This window comes from Sphingopyxis sp. (assembly GCF_035944815.1).
Classification (GTDB): Bacteria; Pseudomonadota; Alphaproteobacteria; order Sphingomonadales; family Sphingomonadaceae; genus Sphingopyxis.
Window position 1 is genome coordinate 468,444 of the sequence record NZ_DASZAU010000004.1, and the last position, 23,042, is coordinate 491,485.

At 62.4% G+C, this 23,042-nt stretch carries 22 protein-coding genes; 9 read left to right on the top strand and 13 right to left on the bottom strand.

All coding sequences use genetic code 11. The features are described from left to right. Window positions 1–14: 14 nt before the first annotated feature. The gene (locus tag VGU00_RS07590; protein ID WP_327467083.1) at window positions 15–662 is read right to left on the bottom strand and encodes a DUF4198 domain-containing protein; all 648 of its coding nucleotides are present in this window, start codon (window positions 660–662) and stop codon (window positions 15–17) included. Window positions 663–771: 109 nt separating this feature from the next. Here VGU00_RS07590 and VGU00_RS07595 point away from each other — a divergent pair, with 109 nt between their 5' ends. Both VGU00_RS07595 and VGU00_RS07600 read left to right on the top strand, forming a co-directional pair. Then, on the top strand, window positions 772–909 hold the full coding sequence (locus tag VGU00_RS07595) for a hypothetical protein (RefSeq protein WP_327467085.1): 138 nt from the start codon (window positions 772–774) through the stop codon (window positions 907–909). Window positions 910–1,051: 142 nt separating this feature from the next. After that, the gene (locus tag VGU00_RS07600) at window positions 1,052–1,957 is read left to right on the top strand and encodes an OmpA family protein (protein ID WP_327467087.1); all 906 of its coding nucleotides are present in this window, start codon (window positions 1,052–1,054) and stop codon (window positions 1,955–1,957) included. A gap of 54 nt (window positions 1,958–2,011) precedes the next feature. On the opposite strand, the gene phoB is transcribed toward VGU00_RS07600, so the two are convergent. From phoB to VGU00_RS07630, 6 genes are all read right to left on the bottom strand, one after another. Beyond that, complete coding sequence (phoB, locus tag VGU00_RS07605) at window positions 2,012–2,710, bottom strand: phosphate regulon transcriptional regulator PhoB (protein WP_327467089.1); 699 nt, start codon at window positions 2,708–2,710, stop codon at window positions 2,012–2,014. Continuing rightward, complete coding sequence (phoU, locus tag VGU00_RS07610) at window positions 2,710–3,429, bottom strand: phosphate signaling complex protein PhoU (protein WP_327467091.1); 720 nt, start codon at window positions 3,427–3,429, stop codon at window positions 2,710–2,712. Before phoU ends, phoB begins: the two co-directional genes overlap by 1 nt. A 24-nt stretch (window positions 3,430–3,453) precedes the next feature. Next, window positions 3,454–4,248 (bottom strand): phosphate ABC transporter ATP-binding protein PstB, encoded by a 795-nt coding sequence (gene pstB / locus VGU00_RS07615; protein WP_327467093.1) that lies wholly within the window; start codon window positions 4,246–4,248, stop codon window positions 3,454–3,456. A 7-nt stretch (window positions 4,249–4,255) separates the two neighbouring features. Further along, window positions 4,256–5,512 carry a phosphate ABC transporter permease PstA gene (gene pstA, locus VGU00_RS07620; protein ID WP_327467095.1) on the bottom strand — a complete coding sequence of 419 codons (1,257 nt, stop codon included), beginning with the start codon at window positions 5,510–5,512 and terminating at the stop codon, window positions 4,256–4,258. Continuing rightward, window positions 5,505–6,881: a phosphate ABC transporter permease subunit PstC gene (gene pstC / locus VGU00_RS07625; RefSeq protein ID WP_327467097.1), complete on the bottom strand. Its 1,377-nt coding sequence runs from the start codon at window positions 6,879–6,881 to the stop codon at window positions 5,505–5,507. The genes pstA and pstC overlap by 8 nt, the downstream gene beginning before the upstream one ends. An 80-nt stretch (window positions 6,882–6,961) precedes the next feature. Continuing rightward, window positions 6,962–8,011, bottom strand: a complete 1,050-nt coding sequence (locus VGU00_RS07630) for a substrate-binding domain-containing protein (protein WP_327467099.1) — start codon at window positions 8,009–8,011, stop codon at window positions 6,962–6,964. Between the two features lie 209 nt (window positions 8,012–8,220). Here VGU00_RS07630 and VGU00_RS07635 point away from each other — a divergent pair, with 209 nt between their 5' ends. From VGU00_RS07635 to VGU00_RS07645, 3 genes are read left to right on the top strand one after another with little or no spacing between them, the layout of a single operon-like run. Further along, the gene (locus tag VGU00_RS07635) at window positions 8,221–9,546 is read left to right on the top strand and encodes an AAA family ATPase (protein WP_327467101.1); all 1,326 of its coding nucleotides are present in this window, start codon (window positions 8,221–8,223) and stop codon (window positions 9,544–9,546) included. Further along, window positions 9,536–10,414: a DUF4435 domain-containing protein gene (locus VGU00_RS07640; protein WP_327467103.1), complete on the top strand. Its 879-nt coding sequence runs from the start codon at window positions 9,536–9,538 to the stop codon at window positions 10,412–10,414. The genes VGU00_RS07635 and VGU00_RS07640 overlap by 11 nt, the downstream gene beginning before the upstream one ends. After that, window positions 10,411–10,719, top strand: a complete 309-nt coding sequence (locus tag VGU00_RS07645) for a putative quinol monooxygenase (RefSeq protein WP_327467105.1) — start codon at window positions 10,411–10,413, stop codon at window positions 10,717–10,719. Before VGU00_RS07640 ends, VGU00_RS07645 begins: the two co-directional genes overlap by 4 nt. 325 nt (window positions 10,720–11,044) lie before the next feature. Here VGU00_RS07645 and VGU00_RS07650 read toward each other — a convergent pair whose 3' ends face one another. Next, entirely contained in the window at window positions 11,045–11,770 is a 726-nt protein-coding gene (locus tag VGU00_RS07650) for a hypothetical protein (protein WP_327467107.1), read from the bottom strand. A 333-nt stretch (window positions 11,771–12,103) separates the two neighbouring features. Here VGU00_RS07650 and VGU00_RS07655 point away from each other — a divergent pair, with 333 nt between their 5' ends. After that, on the top strand, window positions 12,104–12,652 hold the full coding sequence (locus VGU00_RS07655) for a hypothetical protein (RefSeq protein WP_327467109.1): 549 nt from the start codon (window positions 12,104–12,106) through the stop codon (window positions 12,650–12,652). On the opposite strand, the gene VGU00_RS07660 is transcribed toward VGU00_RS07655, so the two are convergent. Beyond that, the gene (locus VGU00_RS07660) at window positions 12,653–13,081 is read right to left on the bottom strand and encodes a nuclear transport factor 2 family protein (RefSeq protein ID WP_327467111.1); all 429 of its coding nucleotides are present in this window, start codon (window positions 13,079–13,081) and stop codon (window positions 12,653–12,655) included. Window positions 13,082–13,127: 46 nt separating this feature from the next. Beyond that, the gene (gene uvrA / locus VGU00_RS07665; protein ID WP_327467113.1) at window positions 13,128–16,022 is read right to left on the bottom strand and encodes an excinuclease ABC subunit UvrA; all 2,895 of its coding nucleotides are present in this window, start codon (window positions 16,020–16,022) and stop codon (window positions 13,128–13,130) included. A gap of 408 nt (window positions 16,023–16,430) precedes the next feature. Here uvrA and VGU00_RS07670 point away from each other — a divergent pair, with 408 nt between their 5' ends. After that, the gene (locus tag VGU00_RS07670; protein ID WP_327467115.1) at window positions 16,431–18,431 is read left to right on the top strand and encodes a M13 family metallopeptidase; all 2,001 of its coding nucleotides are present in this window, start codon (window positions 16,431–16,433) and stop codon (window positions 18,429–18,431) included. Between the two features lie 16 nt (window positions 18,432–18,447). Here the strand turns inward: VGU00_RS07670 and VGU00_RS07675 are convergent, their stop codons facing one another. Continuing rightward, on the bottom strand, window positions 18,448–19,980 hold the full coding sequence (locus tag VGU00_RS07675; protein WP_327467117.1) for a BCCT family transporter: 1,533 nt from the start codon (window positions 19,978–19,980) through the stop codon (window positions 18,448–18,450). Window positions 19,981–20,112: 132 nt separating this feature from the next. On the opposite strand from VGU00_RS07675, the gene VGU00_RS07680 reads away from it, so the two are divergent. Then, a complete protein-coding gene (locus tag VGU00_RS07680) occupies window positions 20,113–20,541 on the top strand; it encodes a hypothetical protein (RefSeq protein WP_327467119.1) in 429 nt (142 codons plus the stop codon). Between the two features lie 25 nt (window positions 20,542–20,566). Here VGU00_RS07680 and VGU00_RS07685 read toward each other — a convergent pair whose 3' ends face one another. Further along, window positions 20,567–21,070, bottom strand: coding sequence for a hypothetical protein (locus VGU00_RS07685; RefSeq protein WP_327467121.1), 504 nt, complete (start codon window positions 21,068–21,070; stop codon window positions 20,567–20,569). 231 nt (window positions 21,071–21,301) lie between these two features. Between VGU00_RS07685 and VGU00_RS07690 the strand changes: the two genes are divergently transcribed. Then, window positions 21,302–21,649 carry a UrcA family protein gene (locus tag VGU00_RS07690; RefSeq protein WP_327467123.1) on the top strand — a complete coding sequence of 116 codons (348 nt, stop codon included), beginning with the start codon at window positions 21,302–21,304 and terminating at the stop codon, window positions 21,647–21,649. A gap of 656 nt (window positions 21,650–22,305) precedes the next feature. Here the strand turns inward: VGU00_RS07690 and VGU00_RS07695 are convergent. Further along, window positions 22,306–23,040 carry a response regulator transcription factor gene (locus tag VGU00_RS07695; protein WP_327467125.1) on the bottom strand — a complete coding sequence of 245 codons (735 nt, stop codon included), beginning with the start codon at window positions 23,038–23,040 and terminating at the stop codon, window positions 22,306–22,308. Window positions 23,041–23,042 lie beyond the last annotated feature (2 nt).

Consider the following 23,042-nt stretch of genomic DNA (forward strand, 5'->3'; position numbering starts at 1 on the left):
CGGCTGTTTCCGGCCTAGGGCGCGACGTAGGTCAGCGTCGATACATGGACGGTGCTCGCGACGGTTTTGCCCGACAGGATGCGCTCGCCTTTGACCTCGTGCGACGCCGATAACAGATAGCGGCCCTTGCCGCGTGACGGGACGGCGATCGCGCCCTTTTCGTCGGCGACATAGGATTTCGACCAGCGATCGGGGTCGATGATCGTCAGCTTTGCGCCGGGCACCGGGGTGCCTTGCCACAGGACTGCAAAACCGTCTCCGCCGGCCGCGAGCGGCACGATCTCGAGGTCGAGCGCGTGGCGCGTTTCGCTGCGTCCGGCGCGCGCATGATAGACGACGCCCTGCAGCTTGCCGTCTTCACCCGCCCAGGGCTCGAAGACATTGTCGTCGACGAGCCGGACGTCGCCGGTCCCCGCAACCGCAGCTTCGATGTGGTTCGTGCGGCGGGTCAGCGGAGCAGGGCGCTCGCGGCTTTCGGCGAACAGCGTAGGCGTCTTCAGCTTCGGAAATTCGGGATCACCATTATCGGGGACCGCATCTGCGGGCTCGCCGAGATAGATGCGCGCGGGCCCAGCCCCGTCGCGTTCGATCCACACTTCGTGCGCCGCTGCGGGCGCCGACAGCGAACTCACGGCCAGAAGCGCTGCGATCCATTTTTTCATGCCATTCGTTCCTTCGCGAGACAGGCTGGAAAGAGAGAGGCCGCTGTCGCCGCGACACGGTCGGAGCCTTGAAGCTCGCTGCCGATTATTGCAAACGATTCTTACTAGCGTGGCGATCATGGTGCTGGCGTGGGCGCGAACGGGGCTTGCAGCCCTTGCGCGGGCGGCCGTGCATTTTTCCCGGCAGATGGGGCTCAAGTCGATGCAATATCTGTTAAATTTCGTCGAGAAGCACCCAAATCCGTGACTTTCGACGCACTGTCGGCGTCGGCTGACCGTGCATTGCGCCCGACGAGCCGCGCAACTTTGGCCCGTCCCGTGAGTATCCATGTGCCAGAACGGGTCACGCGAAGACGCGGACCCGCCGGATCCAATTGAAGGAGATGTATATGGGTGCCGTTTCCAAGACTTCGGGAGCCTTGTTGCTGATGGCCATGATGGCCGCACCGGCGACGGGCAGCCTGGCCGCGCAACAGGATGCACAGCCGGATACCACACAGCAGCAGGCCACCACCGAAGCCGAACCGATGGCAACGGTCTATGGCCAGCTGCCGACCCCCGACCAGATGACCAAGGGTCCCAAGGTCGAGGGTATCATCGCGAAGCGCAGTGACGGCCGTATCCACGTCGTCACCGCCGATGGCGCCACCCAGAGCGTCGCCATTGCCGAATATACCAAGATCAAGTCGAGCGGCGGCTTTCTCGGCCTCAGCAGCAACAAGCTTGCCGCGGGCTCGCTGCTCAACGGCCTGCCGGTAACGATCGACACCTATCAGTGGGACGGCGGCCTCGTCGCCAACCAGGTCGCGCTTAAGAACAAGGACCTGCGTACGGCGTCGATGATCTACACCGGCACCGACCAGCGCTTTGCCGAACAGACCGCCGCCACCGAAGCGCTGCGCGGCCGCGTCGGCGACATCGACCAGTATAATGTCAAGGCGACGACCAACGTCAATTTCGACACCGGCAAGGCCGTGCTGTCCGAACAGGCGAAGGCCGATCTGTGCGCCGCGGCGAACCAGGCCAACAGCACCGAGAATGCGCTGATCCTCGTTGTCGGCTATACCGACTCGACGGGCAGCCAGGAGCTGAACCAGACGCTCAGCGAAAAGCGCGCCAGCGGCGTGGTGAACTATCTGCAGCAGGCCTGCGGCTGGAAGCCCTATCGCATGCTGACGCCGACCGGTATGGCCGAAGCCGACCCGGCGGCGGACAATATGACCCCCGAGGGCAAGGCCCAGAATCGCCGCGTTGCGGTCAATATTCTGGTCAGCAAGGCCGTCGACGGCATCTGACGAGAGGATCGGGGTGGGCTTTGCCCACCCCGTTTTTCAGCATCTGCGCGCGGGTCAGACGGTCTTGCCCGCGTCGAGCGCATAGCCTGCCGATCGCACGGTGCGGATGATATCCGCAGTACCGGGCAGGTTGATCGCCTTGCGCAGGCGGCGGATATGGACGTCGACGGTGCGCAGTTCGATGTCGCTGTCCTGACCCCACACACTGTCGAGCAATTGCCCCCGCGAAAAGACGCGCCCCGGATGCTCCATGAAGTGGCGGAGCAAGCGGAATTCGGTCGGCCCCATCGCGACGATCTGGCCCGCCCGCACCACCTTGTGCGCGACCGAATCCAGTTCGATATCGGCATAGGTCAGCATCTCGCCGGCGAGCGCGGGGCGCAGGCGGCGGAGCACCGCCGACACGCGCGCGACCAACTCGCGCGGGCTGAACGGCTTGGTGACATAATCGTCGGCGCCGGTTTCGAGCCCGCGGATGCGATCCTCTTCCTCGCCGCGCGCGGTGAGCATGATGATCGGCACGTTCGCCGACTTGGGGTTGCGGCGCAGGCGCCGGCAAACCTCGATGCCGGGCAGGCTTTCGATCATCCAGTCGAGCAGGACGATGTCGGGCACGCGCTCCTCGACAAGGACGAGCGCCTGTTCGCCGTCGGGGGTCTGGCGGACCGAAAAACCCTCGCGCGCGAAATGCCAGACGATGAGCTCGGCGATCGCCTCGTCATCCTCGATCAGCAGCAGGTCGGGCTGCGGCATCAGCCTTGCTCCTGCTCCGCGGCGCCATCTTCGGGCTGTTCGCCGCGCTCGCGTTCCTCCATCCGTTCGCCGGTCACGACATAATAGACCATCTCGGCGATGTTGGTCGCATGGTCGCCCATGCGCTCGAGATTCTTGGCGACGAACAGCAGGTGCGCGCTTTCCGAGATATATTTCGGATTTTCCATCATGAAGGTGACGAGCGTGCGAAAGATGCTGTTGTAGAAATCGTCGACATTCTTGTCGCGCACCGTCACCCGCACCGCGAGTTCGGCGTCGCGCGCGGCAAAGCTGTCGAGCGCGTCGTGGATCAGCTCGACGACGATGTTCGACATCGACATCAGCAGCGGGATCGCCTCGATCGAGCGCGTCTGGTCCATCAGCGCGACGCGCTTGGCGATATTCTTCGCATAGTCGCCGATGCGCTCGACGACCGAGACGATCTTCAGCGCCGCGATCATTTCGCGCAGGTCGTCGGCCATCGGCGCCCGGAGGGCGATCGTCTGCACCGCCAGCTGTTCGACTTCGGCTTCCAGCGCGTCGATCTTCTTGTCGTCGCGCACGACCTGCGCCGCGAGGTCGAGGTCGCCCTTGTTGAGCGCGGTCATCGCCTGGAGCAGCGCCTGTTCGGCACGGCCGCCCATTTCGCTGATCAGCCCGCGCAGGCGGTTCAGATCCTCGTCGAAAGCCTTGACCGTATGATCGTTGGTTAATGCCATCACTCTTGTCCTTTTGGCTGCGGCTTAACCGTAGCGGCCAGTGATATAGTCCTTGGTCCGTTCCTGCTTCGGGTTCGTGAAGATGTCGGTCGTCTTCCCATATTCGACCAACGTCCCGAGGTGGAAAAAGGCGGTGCGCTGCGACACGCGGGCCGCCTGCTGCATATTGTGCGTGACGATCACGATCGCATATTTGCCGCGCAGTTCGTGGATCAGTTCCTCGATCTTCGCGGTCGCGATCGGGTCGAGCGCCGAGCAGGGTTCGTCCATCAGGATCACTTCGGGGTCGACCGCGATCGCGCGCGCGATGCACAGGCGCTGCTGCTGGCCGCCCGACAGCGCGGTGCCGCTTTCGCCGAGCCGGTCCTTGACCTCGTCCCACAGGCCGGCGCGCACCAGCGCGCGCTCGACGATGACGTCGAGGTCGGCCTTCGACGGCGCGAGCCCGTGGATGCGCGGGCCGTAACCGACATTGTCGTAGATCGACTTGGGGAAGGGGTTCGGTTTCTGGAACACCATGCCGACGCGCGCGCGAAGCTGCACGACGTCCATCGACGGCGCATAGATATCCTCGCCGTCGAGTTCGATCCGGCCCGTCACCTTCGCGCTCGCGACGGTATCATTCATGCGATTCAGCGAGCGCAGGAAGGTCGACTTGCCGCAGCCCGACGGGCCGATGAAAGCGGTCACAAGGTCGGTGCCGACGTCGATCGACACATCCTTGATCGCCTGTTTCTCGCCATAGAAGACGTCGACGCCGTGCGCCTTCATCTTGGGATCGGCGATGGTAAGATCATCTTGGGTATTGGGGGTGGTCATGGGGGGGTCACCAGCGTTTTTCGAATTTGTTGCGAAGATAGATCGCAAAGGCGTTCATCGACAGCAGCACGATAAGCAGCACGATGATCGCGGCGGAGGTTTTCTCGACAAAGCCCCGGTCGACTTCGTCCGACCAGAGGAAGATCTGCATCGGCAGCACGGTCGAGGGCGAGCAGATGCCGCCCGGAACGTCGCCGATAAAGGCGCGCATCCCGACGAGGAGCAGCGGCGCCGTCTCGCCCAGCGCACGCGCCATGCCGATGATCGTACCGGTCAGGATGCCGGGCAGGGCGAGGGGAAGCACATGGTGGAACACCACCTGCACCGGGCTCGCGCCGACACCCAAGGCGGCATCGCGGATCGACGGCGGCACCGATTTGATCGCGTTGCGGCTGGCGATCACGATCACCGGCATCGTCATCAGCGCGAGCGTCAGCCCGCCGACGAGCGGGCTCGCCTGGCAGAGGCCGAACCAGTTGATGAACACCGCGAGCGCGAGCAGGCCAAAGATGATCGAGGGCACCGCGGCCAGATTGTTGATCGACACTTCGATGAGGTCGGTCCAGCGGTTCTTCGGCGCATATTCTTCGAGATACAGCGCCGCGAGCACCCCGGTCGGGAAAGCGATCAGAAAGGCGATGAAGATCGTCAGCACAGAGCCCTTCAATGCCCCCCAGATGCCCGCGACCGCGGGGTCGGTGGCGTCGGCATTTTTGAAGAAGGGCCAGTGAATGCCCGTCGACAGCTTGCCGTCGCGCTCGAGCGCATCGACCCGCGCGCCGAGTTCGCCCTTCGCGCCTTCCTTGGCCATGATGTCGACTTCGGACGCGGCGGGCAGTTCGAACACCGTCTTGCCGTTCAAGAGTTCGGGATCGTCCTTGATCGCGCTGCGCACTTCCTTCCACGCATTTTCGCTGATCAGCTTCGACCCGCCATCGCCCAGTGCCTCGTCGGCGGCGAAGGCGACGATGTCGGCGAGCCCCGCATTCGCGATCACCTGGTCGGCGTCGGCATCGCCCAGCCGCGCCGTGTCGATCGTCAGCGGTATCGCCTTGAAATCGACCGGCACGTCGACATGCGTATACATGAAGCCGCGCGCTCCGTTGCCGACCATCACGAAGAGCAGGAAGGCGAGGAAAGCGCCCGAGAGCAGCACCGCGCCCAGCCCCATCAGCTTGAAGCGGCGTTCGGCGGCGTAGCGCTTCGCGATGCGCGTCTGCATCGCTTGGCCTTTCCAGTCGGTGGGGGCGGTCTGCCTATTCATAAGCTTCACGATACTTTTTGACGATGCGCAGCGCGACGATGTTGAGCAGCAGCGTAACGATGAAGAGGACGAGGCCGAGCGCGAAGGCCGCCAGCGTTTTCGCGCTGTCGAACTCCTGGTCGCCCGTGAGCAGCTTGACGATCTGCGCCGTCACCGTGGTGACGCTGGCAAAGGGGTTGGCTGTCATGTTCGCCGACAGGCCCGCCGCCATCACCACGATCATCGTCTCGCCGATCGCGCGGCTGACCGCGAGCAATATGCCGCCCATCACGCCCGGCAGCGCGGCGGGGATCAGCACCTGGCGGATCGTCTCGTTCGGCGTCGCGCCGAGTGCCAGCGATCCGTCGCGCATCGCCTGCGGCACCGCGTTGATGCTGTCGTCGGCCATCGAGGAGACGAAGGGGATGATCATCACCCCCATCACGATCCCCGCGGCGAGCGCGCTTTCGGTCGAGGCGTTGGGAATGCCGAGCATCACCGCAAATTCGCGCAGCGCCGGCGCAACGGTCAGCGCGGCGAAATAGCCGTAAACGACGGTCGGCACGCCCGCGAGGATCTCGAGCAAGGGCTTCACCCATTTGCGCACCGCGGGCGCGGCATATTGGGTGAGGTAGACCGCGGTCATCATCCCGATCGGGATCGCGACGATCATCGCGATGATCGCACCAATCAAAATCGTGCCCCAAAACAGCGGGATGCCGCCGAAGGTATCGGGCTGCGGCGCGCCGCTCGTCGGCGCCCATTCGGTCCCGAACAACAGCTCGGCCGGCGAGACGAGGCGGAAGAAACGGATCGATTCAAAGAGCAGCGACAGCACGATGCCGAACGTCGTGAGGATCGCGACGAGCGACGCGAGCAACAGGAACAGCATCACGATCTTTTCGACCCGCGTGCGCGCCCGGAATTCGGGTTTGATCCGCGTGAAGGCATAGAGCCCGCCCGCGAGCGCCAGCGCGAGCATCGCGGCGATGCCGATCCACGCATATTTGTGGCTCGCGTCGGCATAGGGCTTCACCAGCGGCGCCGCGGCGGGCAGCCGCACCGCGGCCTGCTTGCCCTGCGCAACCGCGCGCGCATCGGACAGGATCGCCCCGCGCTCGAAGCCGAACGACGGCAACGATTGCGCCGCCTCGGTCGCGAGCACCTGATTGGTGATCAGCGCGGGGGAGACCGACGACCAGACGGCAAGGAACAGCGCGGCGGGAGCGAACAGCCACAGCGCGACGTACCAGCCATGATATTGCGGGCGCGAATGCAGCTTTTCGCCGGCGCGGCCGGCGAGCAGGTTCGACCGCGCGCGGCCGGCAAGCCAGCCGATCAGAGCCAGGCCTGCGATCAAAAGCAAAAGGGCGGCGGCGTTGAAGGTCACGTCGCTATATCCGTCCTCAGAAAGTCAAAAAGCGGCGGCCGGGAAGGGAGAACCCGCCCCGGCCGCTAGCGGGAGGAAACTTACTTGAGCTCCGCACCATTCAGCGCGGTCATCGCCTTGCCGTTCGCCGCGGCAGTGTCCGCGATCGCCTTCGGCGACACGATCAGCCCCTTGGCGTTCAGGTAGCCGCCGTCCGCCGCGCCCTTCAGGAACTCGGCGACATATTCGGCGAGCCCGGGGACGACGCCGACATGCGCCTTCTTGACGTAGATGAACAGCGGACGCGAACCGGGATAGCTGCCGTCGGCGATCGCCGCGTAAGTCGGCGCGACGCCCTGCACCGGGACCGCCTTGATCTTGTCCTTGTTGGCATCGAGATAGGAGAAGCCGAAGATGCCGAGGCTGGTCGGGTTCTTGTCGAGCTTCGAGATGATGAGGTTATCATTCTCGCCCTGCTCGACATAATAGGGCGCGCCGCGCAGCGTGGTGCAGGTCGCCTCATGCTTTTCCTTGTCGCTGTCCTTCAGCGCCTTCATCTCGGGATTGGCGTCGCAGCCCTTGCCGAGGATCAGCTCCTTGAACGCATCATAGGTGCCGCTGGTCGACGGCGGGCCAAAGACCGAGATCGCGACCGCGGGGAGGGCGGGGTTCACGTCCTTCCACGTCTTCGCGGTGTTCGGTTTGCCATAGGGGTTGGCGGCCAGCGCCTTGTAAACATCTTCTTCCGACAGCTTGAAGCCGGGGCCGCGCGCCGCTTCGCCCAGCGCGATGCCGTCGATGCCGACCTGGATTTCGACGATGTCCTTCACGCCGTTCGCGGCGCAGGTGTCGAATTCCTTCTTCTTGATCCGGCGCGATGCGTTCGCGATGTCGGGGGTGTCGCCGCCGACGCCCGAGCAGAAACGTTCGAAACCGCCGCCGGTGCCCGTGCTGTCGATCTTCGGCGTCTTGTTGCCGGTCGCTTCGGCGAACTTCTCGCCGACTGCGGTGGCAAAGGGATAGACGGTCGACGAGCCGACCGCGCTGATATAATCGCGCGCGCCGCCGCCCGAAGACGCCTGATCCTGGCAAGCGGAAAGCGCCAGCGCGCACGTCGCCGCACCAGCGACAAGACCGAATTTCTGGAACATCGGGGTAATCCTGTCGGGGGTCGTTACCGAACCAAGCCGCCACCCCCGCGGCGACTCGCTGAGCCGCCAATGGGGGTTTTGTGTGACGTGTTTGTGACAGGGAGTGTCATGGAAGTGTCATCTTCAAGCGAGCTGACTTTTTTGGCGTTGAAAGGTAAGTGAACCCTGTTAGGAAGTTTCAAGTTACCGCTTTATCTAGAAAGTTCTCTATGACTAGTCGCTCCCACACGCTCAAGTCTTTGGAGGTTTTGGGGTTTCGTGGCCAGCGACGGAAGATAAGGCTAAATTTTGATCGGCATGCAAACTTCATTATCGGTCGGAATGGAACAGGAAAAACCACGCTTATAAATCTTCTCAATGCAGCGATAGCGCTTGATACTAATATCCTCAGGAAGGTTGATTTTGATCAAATCGAAGTAAAGTTTAAATTAGATGGAAGTAATATAACTCCGTCTATGGTTATTAAGAAAATAAATACAAAAAACGAACGGTCCATAGTTTATTCATTTAAGTCATCTAATAGAGATTCTACTCGGGATTATGTTGCGTTTCGCGTTGCGCCAAGGAAGATGAGATTGTCTCAGGCAGGGGGTGGCTCGTTAACTCACTATGTGTCATTAGAAGATCCTGCAGATAAGAAGGCCATAATTGAAGAGGTTTCAAATCTTATTAAAGTTACTTGGTTGTCCTTGCGGCGTCGACGGGAAGATATAATTGATGTAGATGATGAATATGATGATGATCCATATCCCAACGCAGTATCAGACGTCGATCAAAGGCTTGAATTTGTCTTCAATCAAATGTCTGGGTATTTTAGTAGGCTAGATCGGGTCGCTGCCGATGAAAATATTCAGTTCCAAAAGCAGTGGTTCATTGCTCTCCTGACGCCGATGTTGGCTAACCATCACCTGCATATCCATGAGATTGATTCCGACTTGGAGAAACGAAATATTGAACAAATATTTCGAAGCTTTGGCGTGCCTCAATCCGAGGTAATTGAAAAACTATCGTCTCACTTCCAAAAGGTAGACGAATTTAAAAATAGATCTAATGATCAACCATATCGGGGATTTGAAGAAATATCAACGTTAGTTAATGCAATTAGACTACATAATTTGGTTGATAAGTGGCAGAATCTTCAGAAAAAAATTAAAGAAATATACAAGCCAAGGGAGCTTTTTAAAGAAAAATCTTCTTCAATGCTATATAATAAAGATGTAAAAGTAAACAGCTCTAATGCGCCATATATAAGTCACAGATCGGAATCAAATATCCCGATATCTGAATTGTCATCAGGCGAGAAGCAGTTGCTTATTTTCCTCAGCGAGACAATCCTTCAGGAGGGTGAGCGTCATATTTTTCTAGCAGATGAGCCGGAATTGTCACTTCATGTCGAATGGCAAGAGCAACTGGTTCCGTCCTTGCTGGAGATCAATCCCAACGCGCAAGTGGTTTTCGCGACTCACTCTCCTGATATCGTCGGGTCATTCCAAAAGAGCGTCGTTAAGATGGAGAATCTGATCGATGACTTTTGAGCGATCTGCGTCCGGTCAGGAGAATCGCGCCCTATTTCACGATAAGGATGTGGTTTGTTATGTCGAGGGTGGCAGTGGAGGTGATTCAGGAATAGATGTTCTGTTTTGGAGCTCAATATTTGAATCCGTATACCCAAAAGTTAAAATTCATTTTATTTGTAAGGGAGGTAAGCCAGTCCTTCAGGCATTGGCTGAGGGCATCGTTCGCAATGATATTGCTAACACTATAGTGGCTATGGACAGTGATTATTGTCGCCTTTTGTCAGGTAATTATATAGACGATTCTAGAGTATTTTATACATTTGGCTATAGTTTGGAGAATGATCTGTATGCTAGCGATCATCATCCGGACTTGTATGGTCGAATTGCTATGCGCGCAGACGTTATTGATGACAGGCTACATAGGCTGCAGGTGTTATGGCAAGATTTTCTGAAGTCTATTCGGTGGCCAGTCTTAGGCGATTTTTTTGCTCTAGTAGCAGGGGGGTCGGCCTTTGATCGCGAAAAGCCCGGCCGATATGTTCGTCGATGCCCAGTCATTGGACCGAAATTTGCGCCTGACACATTCAAAATGGATTTACGGCGGGTCGCAGACGATCGCAAAGCTGCGCCTAGACGAGCGATTCTCGGTACGCCCGATAGTACGGAGCGCTATGTTGTTGGGAAGCTAATGGAGCTTGCTGCTCGATATCTTTTTGCTCGGGTGTTAGATGAGTTCCAAGAAGGACGCGACTTGAGAATCGCTGAAATGCGTCACATTGCGATCTCCACACTTAGTAGGTTTGTATCGATCAACTCTACTACTGGGCCGGCAGCATTCCATCGTTGGCAACTTGAACGTATTCGTGGCGTTGCGGCATTCCAGTGATCCTCATCACCGGCCACATCGTCCTCACCCCCGAGCATCGCGAGCGCATGATCGCGCTCGGCGCCGGGCATAGCGCGCGGTCGCGTTCCGAGCCGGGGTGTCTGGCGCATAATTGCCATATCGATGTCGAAAACCCCGACCGGCTGATGTTCGTCGAGGAGTGGGAGAGCGTCGACGCGGTCCGCGCCCATTTCGCGCTGCCCGCCTCGCGCGCCTTTGTCGCCGACATGCGCGCGCTGTCGCCCGCGCCGCCGGTGATCCGCATCCATGCGGCGGAGGATATCACCGCAAAACTGATGGGGTAGAGCCTGCAAGAAAATGAGCGGCGTCATTCCTTCTTCGTCACCCCGGACTTGATCCGGGGTCCATCGACGGCGACTATATGGATGCCGGATCAAGTCCGGCATGACGAAGGAAGAAAACCGCTTTCCTACATTATCCGGCCGTGCCAGCCTTCATCCGGCTCTTTCAATCCGTGGACGAAAATGGGTCGCAGCCCCGATGGGTGTTTGCGGCAACGGCGGGGTGTGCCGGGCGTGTTCGGCGCGCGGGGGGCTCCGGATCGAGGGGTGTGTAGCGTGACCTTTGTGACCTTCCGGATTTATTGCGAAGCCGATGGGGTGATCGCGCTCAATCGACCGCATAAACCGCGGCGTGCCCGCGGCTGCGCGCATGGTCGTTGCCCGCGCGGCGCGCGCTGGTCAGCGCATCGGCGATCAGCGGCTTGACGATAATCCGCACCTGCGTCTGCATTTCGACCCCCACCATCCGTTGCATCGCGGCGATCTTGCCCGTCAGCGCCGCGCCGCCGGGGCTGCGGGCCAGCGCCTGCCCGGCGCGCTCGAACCGCGCGGTATCGATCGGGGTTTCGGCGAGCGTCCTTTGGGCCGCGGTGCCGGCGGTTTCGCCGTCGCGGATGGCGACCTTCATCGCGCGCACCTCGTCCACCGCAAAGCCGAAATGCTCCGCGATCAGCGCGATTTCGGCCGGCGTGAACGCGGCGACGACGCGGCTGCGCGCCCGGTTCTGGATATTGTCGATCGCGGGGCCGATATGGACCCCGCAATAGTCGGTCGCCCGCGCGATCATCGCGTCGTGGATGCCGGGGATTTCGCGGCCGATCCTTATGTCTTCGTCCACCGTCGTCAGCCGGGTGCGGACCGACGACGAACAGGCCTCGCGAATGAAGGCCTCGATCGGGGCGCGCGGCATGAAGAAATCGGTCGCGATATCGAGGTCGGATGCGCGCGCCGCGGGGGCGGCGATGGCGGCGGGCGCGGGGTCGGCGCTCGCCGCGCCAACGGCGCACGGGGCCAGCGACAGCAACGCCGCGCCTGCCCATATCGTCCGCCGCATAGACATCCCCCGTTCGCGGTTCCAGGGCCCCGCGCTGCCCGCCGCAAATCTAGGGGTTCCGGCGCGGGGGCGTCAAGCTTCGGCGGGTGTCGGGGCGCGGTCTATGCGCGGCGGGCGGGCATGCAAAAAACCGCTGTCCTACAATATTTTGCCGTGCCACCATCGCTTTGGCCTTTCCTTCGCGCGGTGCGCGCGCCACGGCAAATCATGTCGGGTGCGCCGTCCGCGGATCGGTTTAATGCCACAAGGGACACAAAGTCGCCTCGTCCGTGCGGGGCTTTTGTGGGCTTAGGCGGGGGCAGGGCGGCACGACGGGGAACGGCCGGGGGGTATATGAGCGAGTTCGAATTCATCATGACGCTGTTCGGGCTGATCCTCGGCCTTGCGCTCGCCGAGGGGCTGGGCGGGCTGGCGAAGGCGCTGAAGGCCAGCCACCGCGTGCGCATCGGCTGGCCGACCGCGCTGCTCGGGCTGTTCGTGTCGTGCGACGTCGTCACCTTCTGGATGTATGGCTGGTCGATGCGCGACCTCTTGCCGCTGAGCTGGCCGGCGCTGTTCGGCGGCTTCCTCGTCACCGCGACCTACTTCGTCGCGGCGAGCCTCGTCTTCCCCGACGATCCCGAGGCGTGGGACGATCTGGGTGCGCATTTCGACAAGCATCGGCGCAAGGTGATCGGCGGCGTGCTGCTGTGCAATATCGCGCTGCTCGCCAGCGTTGCAGCGCTCGACGGCCTGCCGACGCTCGACCTGCGCCGGATCGTCCTGACGTGGAGCTTCTTTCCCGTCGCGCTGCTCGCGGTCTGGGCAAAGGACCGGCGTATCGTCTGCGCGTGTCTCGTCTGGCTGATCGCGCTCTACCCGCTCTCGGCGGTGTGGCGCTAGCTATTGCACCGCGGTCGTCTTGGCCACCACGCGCCAACCCGCATCGGTGCGATAAAGCAGGAACTGGTCGATATAGCGGTCGCCGCCGAAATGCAGTTCATAGGTGATCGCGCTCATCGACGGCGCCGCGTCGTGGCGGTCGAGGACGCGGCCGGAGGCGGAAGGATCGGGCCGCGCCGCCCAGCCGCCGAGCACCTCGGCGAAGCGCTTGCAATCGACCGCGGGGGTCCGGTCCGCGGCGAGCGTGCAAAATTGCCCGTCGGGCAGGAACAGCGCCTGCAATCGCTCGACCCGCCCGGTGCGCAGCCCGTCGACATAGGCTTCGAGCGCCGCTTCGGGCGAGGCGGGAGCCGGCGCGGCGGTTGCGGGCGCCGCCGCCAGCAGCGCCGCGAGGCAGGGAAGGGCAAGGCGCACAGGATCGAGGGGCATCGCATGAAACTCCCGCTGTCGTGCCCCCCGCTTATCCTTTTGCGCGCTATTTCTCCAGCAGGGGCTTGAGATACTGGCCGGTGAAGCTGCGCTTTTCCTTCACCACTTGCTCGGGCGTGCCCGCCGCGACGATCTCGCCGCCCTTCACCCCGCCTTCGGGGCCGAGGTCGAGGATATAATCGGCGGTCTTGATGACATCGAGATTATGTTCGATCACCACGACGCTGTTGCCCTGGTCGACGAGCGCCTGCAGCACTTCCAAGAGCTTGCGAACGTCCTCGAAGTGCAGGCCGGTGGTCGGCTCGTCGAGGATGTAGAGCGTCTGCCCGGTCGAACGGCGCGAGAGTTCCTTGGCCAGCTTGACGCGCTGCGCCTCGCCCCCCGACAGCGTCGTCGCCTGTTGCCCGACCTTGATATAGCCGAGCCCGACGCGGACGAGCATCGCCATCTTCTCGCGGATTGAGGGCACCGCCTTGAAGAACTCCGCCGCATCCTCGACCGTCATGTCGAGCACGTCGGCGATGCTGTGGCCCTTGAACTTCACCTCGAGCGTTTCGCGGTTGTAGCGTTTGCCGTGGCACGTCTCGCACGTCACATAGACGTCGGGCAGGAAGTGCATCTCGATCTTGATCAGCCCGTCGCCGGTGCAGGTCTCGCAGCGCCCGCCCTTGACGTTGAAGCTGAAGCGCCCGGGCTTATAGCCGCGCGCCTGGCTTTCGGGCAGCCCCGCGAACCAGTCGCGGATGATCGTGAAGGCGCCCGTATAAGTCGCGGGGTTCGACCGCGGGGTGCGGCCGATCGGCGACTGGTCGATGTCGATCACCTTGTCGCAATGCTCGAGCCCCTTCAAGCTGTCGTGCGGCCCCGCGACCATGCGCGCGCCGTTGAGCACGCGCGCCGCGCTGGCATAGAGCGTGTCGATGATCAGGCTCGACTTGCCGCTGCCCGACAGGCCGGTGACGCAGGTAAAGGTGCCGAGCGGGATCTTCGCGGTGACATTGTTGAGATTGTTCGCGCGCGCGCCCTTGAGCACGAGGTCGAAACCGTTGCCGGGACGACGGTGCTTGGGCACCTCGATCTTCTTCGCGCCGGTCAGATACGCCGCGGTCAGGCTCTTCGTGTTCGCGAGCACTTCGTCCAGCGTACCTTCGGCGACGATCTCGCCGCCGTGGAGGCCCGCGCCGGGCCCCATGTCGACGACATAGTCGGCGTGGCGGATCGCATCCTCGTCATGCTCGACGACGATGACGGTGTTGCCGAGGTCGCGGAGGCGCTTGAGCGTCGCGAGCAACCGGTCGTTGTCGCGCTGATGCAGGCCGATCGACGGTTCGTCGAGAACGTACAGGACGCCCGACAGGCCGCTGCCGATCTGCGAGGCGAGGCGGATGCGCTGGCTCTCGCCGCCCGAGAGCGTGCCTGAGGTGCGGTTGAGGTTGAGATAGTCGAGCCCGACATTGTTGAGGAAGCCGAGCCGCTCGTTGATCTCCTTGAGAATCGCCTTCGCGATCTGGCGCTGCGTGTCGTTCAGCTTCTCTTCGAGCGTGCTGAACCAGCTCAAGGCATCGGCGACCGAGCGCTGCGCCGACATGCTGATATTCTCGCCGGCGATCTTCACTGCAAGCGGTTCGGGGCGGAGGCGGGCGCCATGGCACGTCTCGCACGGATGCGGCGCCTGATATTTGCTCAGCTCCTCGCGCATCCACGCGCTTTCGGTCTGGAGCAGGCGGCGGTTGAGGTTGCCGATGACCCCCTCGAACGCCTTGTTCGTCGTGTAGGTGCGCTTGCCGTCCTTGAAGGTCAGCTCGACGGGCTTGCCACCGGTGCCGTAGAGGATGATGAGCTGCACCTCGCCCGGCAGGTCCTGCCAGGGCGTCGCAAGGTCGAAACCATAGGCTTTGCCGAGGCTTTCGAGCACCTGCATATAATAGGGCGAGGGCGGGTTCGATTTCGCCCAGGGCACAACCGCGCCTTTCTTGAGGCTGAGCGCATGGTTGGGGACGACGAGGTCGGGGTCGAACTCCTGCCGTTCGCCAAGGCCGTCGCAGGCGGGGCACGCGCCCTGCGGCGCGTTGAAGCTGAACAGTCGCGGCTCGATCTCGGCGATTGTGAAGCCCGAGACGGGGCAGGCGAATTTTTCGGAAAAGATCAGGCGGTTCGCGGGGATGCCCGCGCCCTTCATCGCCCCGCCCGTATCTTCTTCCTCGCGTCCGGGCACCGGGCCATCGGCGAGGTCGACATAGGCGAGCCCTTCGGCGAGCTTCAGTGCGGTCTCGAAGCTGTCGGCGAGCCGCGTTTCGAGGCCTTCACGGACGGCAACGCGATCGACGACGACTTCGATGTCATGCTTGTATTTCTTGTCGAGCGCCGGCGCGTCGCCGATCTCGTAGAATTCGCCGTCGATGCGGACGCGCGTGAAGCCGTCCTTCTGCCACTGCGCGAGTTCTTTCTTATACTCGCCCTTGCGCCCGCGCACGACCGGGGCGAGGAGATAGGCGCGCGTCCCTTCGGGCAATTCCATCACGCGGTCGACCATCTGGCTGACCGTCTGGGCGCTGATCGGTTCGCCGGTTTCGGGCGAGTAGGGAATGCCGACGCGCGCCCAGAGCAGGCGCATATAGTCGTAGATTTCGGTCACCGTCGCGACGGTCGAGCGTGGGTTGCGCGACGTCGTCTTCTGCTCGATGCTGATCGCCGGCGACAGCCCGTCGATATGCTCGACATCCGGTTTCTGCATCATCTCGAGGAACTGGCGCGCATAGGCGGAGAGCGACTCCACATAGCGCCGCTGCCCCTCGGCATAGATGGTATCGAAGGCAAGGCTCGACTTGCCGCTGCCCGACAGGCCGGTGATGACGATCAGCGCATCGCGCGGCAGGTCGACGTCGACGCCTTTGAGGTTATGCTCGCGTGCGCCGCGAACCTTGATGTGGGTGAGACTCATGGGAGGGATTTGTTCCAGATTTGTTCCCGCCGTGCAAGGCGGTATCGATGTCGGGACAAAGCTAGTTATTGTTGGCGCCTGCGACAAGGGAGTCCGGGAGGAGTGCCGCATCGGCTGTCGTGAACGTCCTTTGCGGAGCTGCTTTCCCGGCGGCGCCATTAAATGTTCTGCGTCAATATCTTCGCGCCTTCCGTGCCCACAAATCTACCAAGGCCTGATTTCCGTCGACCAATGCGCGGTCCATCGCTTGACGGTTTTGCGCCGCAGGCAGAAACTTCGGCCAGACCGCCGTTTTTTCAGAGCAGAACGGGTGTATGAGGAGACTGGGGAATGACGAAATTTTTTGTGGGGGTCGCAAACCTTGCGATCGTCGTGGCGCTTGCCGGATCGCCGGTGCTGGCGAAATAGATGCGGGGTTCGGCATCGCTGGCCGCTGCGGCCGATGAAGCGGCCGGCAGCACCGATGCGGATACGCTCAAGGCACTGACCTTCGGCAAGTGGGGCGTCGACCTCGACGCGCGCGACACATCGGTGAAGCCGGGCGACGACTTCGACAAATATGCCAATGGCGGCTGGTTCGCGCGTACCGAGATTCCGTCGGATCAGGCATCCGCCGGCGTCGACTATGATGTGTATAACCTGACCCAGCGCCAGCTCCGCGCTGTCGTGTCAGGAGCGCCTGCGACGAGCCAGGTCGGAGGGCTCTATAAAAGCTTCATGGACGAAGCGCGGGTCGAGGCGCTGGCGGTCAAACCGCTGATGGCCGACGTCGACGCCGTCGCGGCGATCAAGGACAAGAGCGCGATGGCGCGTTTCATGGGCGGGACGCAGGGAACGTTCGGGTCGACGATCGTCGGTGGCGGTCCCTATGCCGATACCGCCGATCCGACGATCAACGTCCTCTGGCTCGGACAGGGTGGGCTTGGCCTGCCCGAGCGCGACTATTATCTGAACGACAGCTTCAAGCCGCAGCGCGATGCGTATCGCGCCTATATCGCGCGGACGATGAAGATGATCGGGAACGCGGCGCCCGAAAAGGCCGCCGATACCATCATGGCATTCGAGACGGAGATCGCGAAGGTTAGCTGGGCGATCGCCGATCGCCGCGATATCGGCAAGATCAACAATCCGATGTCGTCGGATGAGCTGGCCGCCTATGCGCCGGGGCTCGACTGGAAGGCATGGTTCGCCGGCGCCGAAATCGCCCCGCAGAAGCGCATCATCGTCAATGAAAATACCGCGATCCGCGATATAGCGGCGCTTTATGCCAAGACGCCGCTCGACACGATCAAGCTGTGGCAGCAATTCCATGTCGCGGACAATGCGGCGCCCTATCTGTCCAAGGCGTTCGTCAACAGCCGCTTTGAATATACAAAGGCGCTGAGCGGCGTCGGCGAGCTCCGCCCGCGCTGGAAACGGGGGCTTACCCTCGTCGACGGCAGCCTCGGCGAGCTGGTCGGCGAAACCTATTCGAAGGAATATTTCCCGGCGAGCGCGAAGACGAAGATGGAGACGCTTGTCGCCAACCTGAAACTTGCGATGGGCGACCGCATCCGCGCCAACAGCTGGATGGCGCCGGCGACCAAGGAAGCGGCGCTGGCAAAGCTCGCGAAGATGGACGTCATGGTCGGATATCCCGACAAATGGCGCGATTATTCGGCGCTGAAGATCGACCCCGCCGACCTTTACGGCAATGTGAAGCGCAGCGCGGCATTCGAATATGCCTATTCGCTGTCGGACCTGAACAAGCCCGTCGATCGCAAGAAATGGTCGATGAACCCGCAGACGGTGAACGCCTATAACGGCGGGCTCGAGAACAAGATCGTGTTTCCGGCGGGGATACTGCAGGCTCCTTATTTCAGCGAGAGCGTGGACGACGCCGTCAACTATGGCGCGATCGGTGCCGTGATCGGTCACGAGATCACGCACGGCTTCGACGACCAGGGCCGCAAGATCGACGCCGAAGGCGCCGTGCGCGACTGGTGGACGCCCGAGGATGCGGCGCGTTTCGATGCGCAGGCAAAGGCGTTCGGCGCGCAATATGCGACCTATGAGGCTGCACCGGGAGCGTTCATCAATCCCGACCTGACGATGGGCGAGAATATCGCCGACATCGCCGGGCTCGAGGTCGCCTATGACGCCTATCATCGCTCGCTGAACGGCAAGGAAGCGCCGGTGATCGACGGACTGACCGGAGACCAACGCTTCTTCCTCGCCTTTGCGCAGGCCTGGCGCGACAAGGCGCGCGAGGATTCGATCAAGCAGCAGGTGGCGAGCGATCCGCACAGCCCTGCGCGCTGGCGCATTATCGGGCCTGTGCGAAACGTCGATGCGTGGTACAAGGCGTTTGGCGTCGATGCGGGCGCCAGATACTATCTGAAGCCCGAAGCGCGTACGAAAATCTGGTAGTCCTGAGACCCCTTTCTCAGGATTGGGCGGGGGCGGCTTCGCGCCGTCCCCGTACCGCCATTGCCGCGAGTGACAAGGCCGCGCCGATGATGACGAACAGCGCGGGGAAACCGCCGAGCACCGACATCATGCGGATGCCGTCGATCCCGCCGCCCGCGACGAGCAGCAGCGCGACCAGCCCGACGGTGATGCCCCACACGGCCTGAACGCCCAGCGGCGCTTCAGGGGCGTCGGGCGAGATGCCGTGCGTGGACAGGGCGCTCATCGCCGAGACATTGGCGTCGGCACCCGCCACATAGGACAGGAAAATCGCAAACAGGACGACCGCGGCGACGCCTGATCCGCCGCCGAGCGTGCTGAACAGGCGGAAGAGGACGGGGTCCGGACCCTGCGCTGTCAACACGGCGTAAAGGCCGGCGCCGCTTTGCTGGTCGAGGATGATCGTCGCCCCGGCAATTGCGGTCATCCAGACCGCGCCGAACAGCGAGGGCAGGATCAGATTATAAAGGATGAAGGCGCGGACGCTGTAACCGACCGCGAGCCGGCCGAGGAACAATGCGGTTACGGGTGCCCAGGCAAACCAGTTCGCCCAGTTGAAAATCGTCCATTGGCGGTGCCAGCCGGTATCGACGTCGAGACCGAGATTGCGGGGGAGGAAGGTCCGGAAGTAGTCGAAGGTGCCGCGCAGCGTGAGGTCGAACATCGCGGCGGTGGGCCCTGCGAGCAGCACGAACGCGATAATTGCGAAGAAAATCCAGGTATTTAGAACCGAAAGGCCGGCGATGCCCTTTTGCAGGCCGGTCGCGGCGGAGAGGAGGAAACTTGCCACGATGGCGATCGCGATCGCCCAGCGCAGCGGTGCGCCGCCCGCAAAGCCCCCGATTCCCTCGATGCCGCCGGCGAGCGCGAGGAGACCCGCGCCGAGCGAGGCGGCCATGCCGGCGACGAGCGCGTAGAGGCAGACGATATCGATGCCGGTTCCGACCGGCCCGTGCGCGCGCTGGCCGAGCAGCGGCACGAACAACGACGACAGGCTGAACGGTTCGCGGCGGTTGTAATAGACGAGGGCGAAGGCGAGCCCCGCGACGGTGTAGATGGCGTAGGGCGTGAGCGTCCAGTGCAGGAACATCGTCGACATGGCGAAGGTCGCTGCGGCGTCGCTGCCGGGTTCGAGCCCGAGCATGGCGGGCGGGTCGTTGAGATGGAACAAAGGTTCGGCGGCGCCCCAGAACAGGATGCCGGTGGCGATCGTCGTGCAGAGCGTCACCGCGAACCAGCGCCAGCGGGTCAGAATGGGTTTCGCATCCGGTCCGCCGATGATCCGCCCGCCGAGCGGCGATATGGCGACGATCGCGAGCAGTGCGAGGAAGGCGATGCCCGCCCATGCGAAAAGCGGCGAGAAATTACGCAGGATCCAGTCGTTGATCGCCGTTTCGACGGCGACGAAGGCGCTTCCCTGCCACAGGCTGAGGAGGACCGCTGCCAGCAGGACCGCAAGGGGGGTGAAGAAGACCGGGCGATTGAGCGGATGTTTCGAGGATGCTGGCAAAGGATCGGCCGATCGGACATGGTGGGTGAAGGCAGCATGGCGGTTGCCCCGGACAAGGTCAATTCACGGCCGGGAACGGGATATCGGGCGGCGCGTTGCACCGGCAGAATGAACGATTGAAGGAGAGCTTCGATGACGAGGACGATATGGGCGGTCGCGGCCGCATGGGCGCTGCTGGGTAGCGGGCAGGTCGCCGCGTTCCAGCAGCCCGCCGATACCGTTGCAGCCGACGCCGCGCCGGCCGACGCGGCGCCCGCCGACAAGAAGCTGCCCGACGGGACGACGGCCGAGGAACGGTCGAACACGGCGCGGTTGAACGCCGCGCAGGCGTCGCAGGCGAAGGCCGAGACGACGACCTATGAACAGGAGGTTTCGGCAGCGAAGCAGCAGGTGGCGCACGATCAGCAGGTGTTCGCCGAGGAAACCGCCGCCTATGAGGCCGAGAAAGCCCGTGTCGCCGCCATGTCGGCGGAGGAACGGATGAAATGGGAAGCCGATACCGCCGCGTGCAAGGCCGGCGATACGACGCGCTGCGCCACGCCGGTAACGCCGCCGCGCTAGGGGGCCCGACCCCAGGATCAGGACCCTAAGGCTCAGACTTTCGGAAAGGCATGGGCGGCGTTTCGTCGGGTGGCGGAACGCCGTCGTCGGTCGTGACCGGCAAGGTTTCGACGATGTCTGTCGCGTCGTCTTTGGCCGGGGGCTCGGGATCGGGAAAGCGGCCGCCATAGCGATAGCCGTCGTCGATATCGGCGGGGGCTGGCGGGTCGAGCTCGACGGCGCCGAGTTCGCGAAATTCGTCGCTCATGCGGTCGCCGCGGGCGGCCCGCATGCGAATGCCGACACCATAGCTGTCGGCACAGTCGAGGCAGGGAGGGGCGCCTTCGCCTTGCGCCACCATTGCGTCGGGATTGGAGCTGAGGCGCGAAAAGGACGGGACTTCGCCAGAATAGGCGCCGGTCCGACTGCCGACCGCCAGTTCGCCGAGCAACATGCCGACGCCCGCGCCGGCGATGAGCAGCAGCAACCACCGGAAAATCCGGGCAGCAGCGCCGTCGCGACTCGCGGCAGAATGTCTGCGCCTTGCCATCCGGCATGATGGTCACGGCCGGGGCAACGTTGCAAGCCGCGGACGCCACCCGGCCATTCGTCGATCCGTCAACGCCTTTCGTCTCTCAATCGAGCGGTCGTTCGCCCCGATCGATCCAAATTGGATTCCGGTGACGTCCAGAGGGTATTCCAACGATGCGGGATATCGGGGCGATGGTCTCCCCGGTCCACGGCCCGGTATCCCGCATCCTTTTTCAGAGAGGACTCCCCCATGGCGAAACTTTCCTTCATCCTGCTCGCGGTTCCGCTGGCCGCAGCCGGCACCATCGCGCCCGTCGCCGCATCGGCGCCGGGCGAAGAGCAGCAGAGCGTTTCCGTGCGCTACGACGACCTCAATCTGACGAACGAAAGCGGCCGCGACCGTTTGACGAGCCGCGTCAAGATGGCGATCCGCCAGGTTTGCGGTTCGAACAGCCGCCGCACGCTTGCCGAAAAGGCCGAAACGCGGCGCTGCGAAGCGGAAGCCGGCCGCAAAGCCGATACGCAGCTTGCGAGCCTGTTCAACGGCACCAATGCCAAGCTGGCCGATCGCGGCGCGCTGGTCCTCGCCGTTCCCTGACGCGTGCAGGACGCTGGCACAAAAGGCGGTCGTGCCCCGGCATGGCCGCCTTTTTCTATTGGGTTGATTGGAGTTCCACGGCGAACGGCCGCTCGGTGGTGGAAGTGGACATCATTATGCCCGGATTTACGTGTCAGGATTGTTAGCGATAAAGATATCCAGCGCCTCCGAAATGGTGGGCTTCCAAAGTTCGACATCCGAAGGGAAAAGCGTTCAAAAAATATTCCGTGGTTGCCCGAGCCGCGATCATGCTGTCGGCGTCGAGGTCTGTATCGGCATCAAGTCCGATATAGTTTCCGTACGCGATCCAGATTCGACTTGTCTCCAAATTGCGGAAGCCAACGTATCTTACGGCGACTTTCGGGCCGACCCGTTTCCAAACAGCTATTTCTTCGAACATCCTAATCGGGCTCCCAAGCGGTAGTCGCAGATATCAAAGACATCCCCTCGCTGTATATCTTTCAACTAATGGCCGAGATCGGTCGTTAGCAAACTTTCGTCACCCCGGACTTGACCCGGGGTTCATAGTACCGTGGCGTCAGTGGATTCCGGATCAAGTCGGGGATGACGATGATAAAGAACGGCAGCTTCTGGCCGAAAGTCCATTTCCGTCAAGCCATCGGCGGGTTTGCGAGAATGGTCGCTCTTCCTGCCGTTCAGGCGTGCATGATCGCCTTTACGTCGTGCAAATAGGTGCGGCCGATGCGATGCACCCCGCCTTCGCCCAGATCGACGCTCCACGCGCCGTCGCCATGGTGCTTCAGCCCGACGATGCCTTCGCGGCGGATCATTTTCGACCGATGGATGCGCATGAACTGGTCGGGGTTCATCCGCGCTTCCAATGATTTGATCGTCTGGTGGATCAGCCAGCTGCGCGCGCCGACGTGCAGGCGCATATAGTCGCGTTCGGCCTCGATCAGGTCGACTTGCGCGGCGTCGATGCGGAGCATCTCGCCGCGGTTCTGGACCCAGAATTCGTTGATCCATTTGCTCTTCTGTTTCGTTTGCCCGCGATCGGTCGCGCGCCATTCGCGGACGCGCGACAGCGCGCGGGCCAGCCGATCGGGCGAAACGGGTTTCAGCAGATAATCGACCGCGGCGACGTCGAACGCGGCCACGGCGTACCGATCGAATGCGGTGACGAAGATGACCGCGGGCGGGTTGTCGAGCGATTCGATCGCTGCGGCGACTTCCAGCCCGTTGAGATCGGGCATGGCGATATCGCACAGAACGAGGTCGGGCGCGAGCGCATCGACCATGCGCAGCGCCGAAGCGCCGTCGCTGGCGGTGCCGACGAGCGCGATGCCCTCTTGCTGTCCGGTCAGGATCTGGAGCCGTTCGATCGCCAGCGGTTCGTCATCGACGATCAGGGTACGCAATGTTTGCATCATCG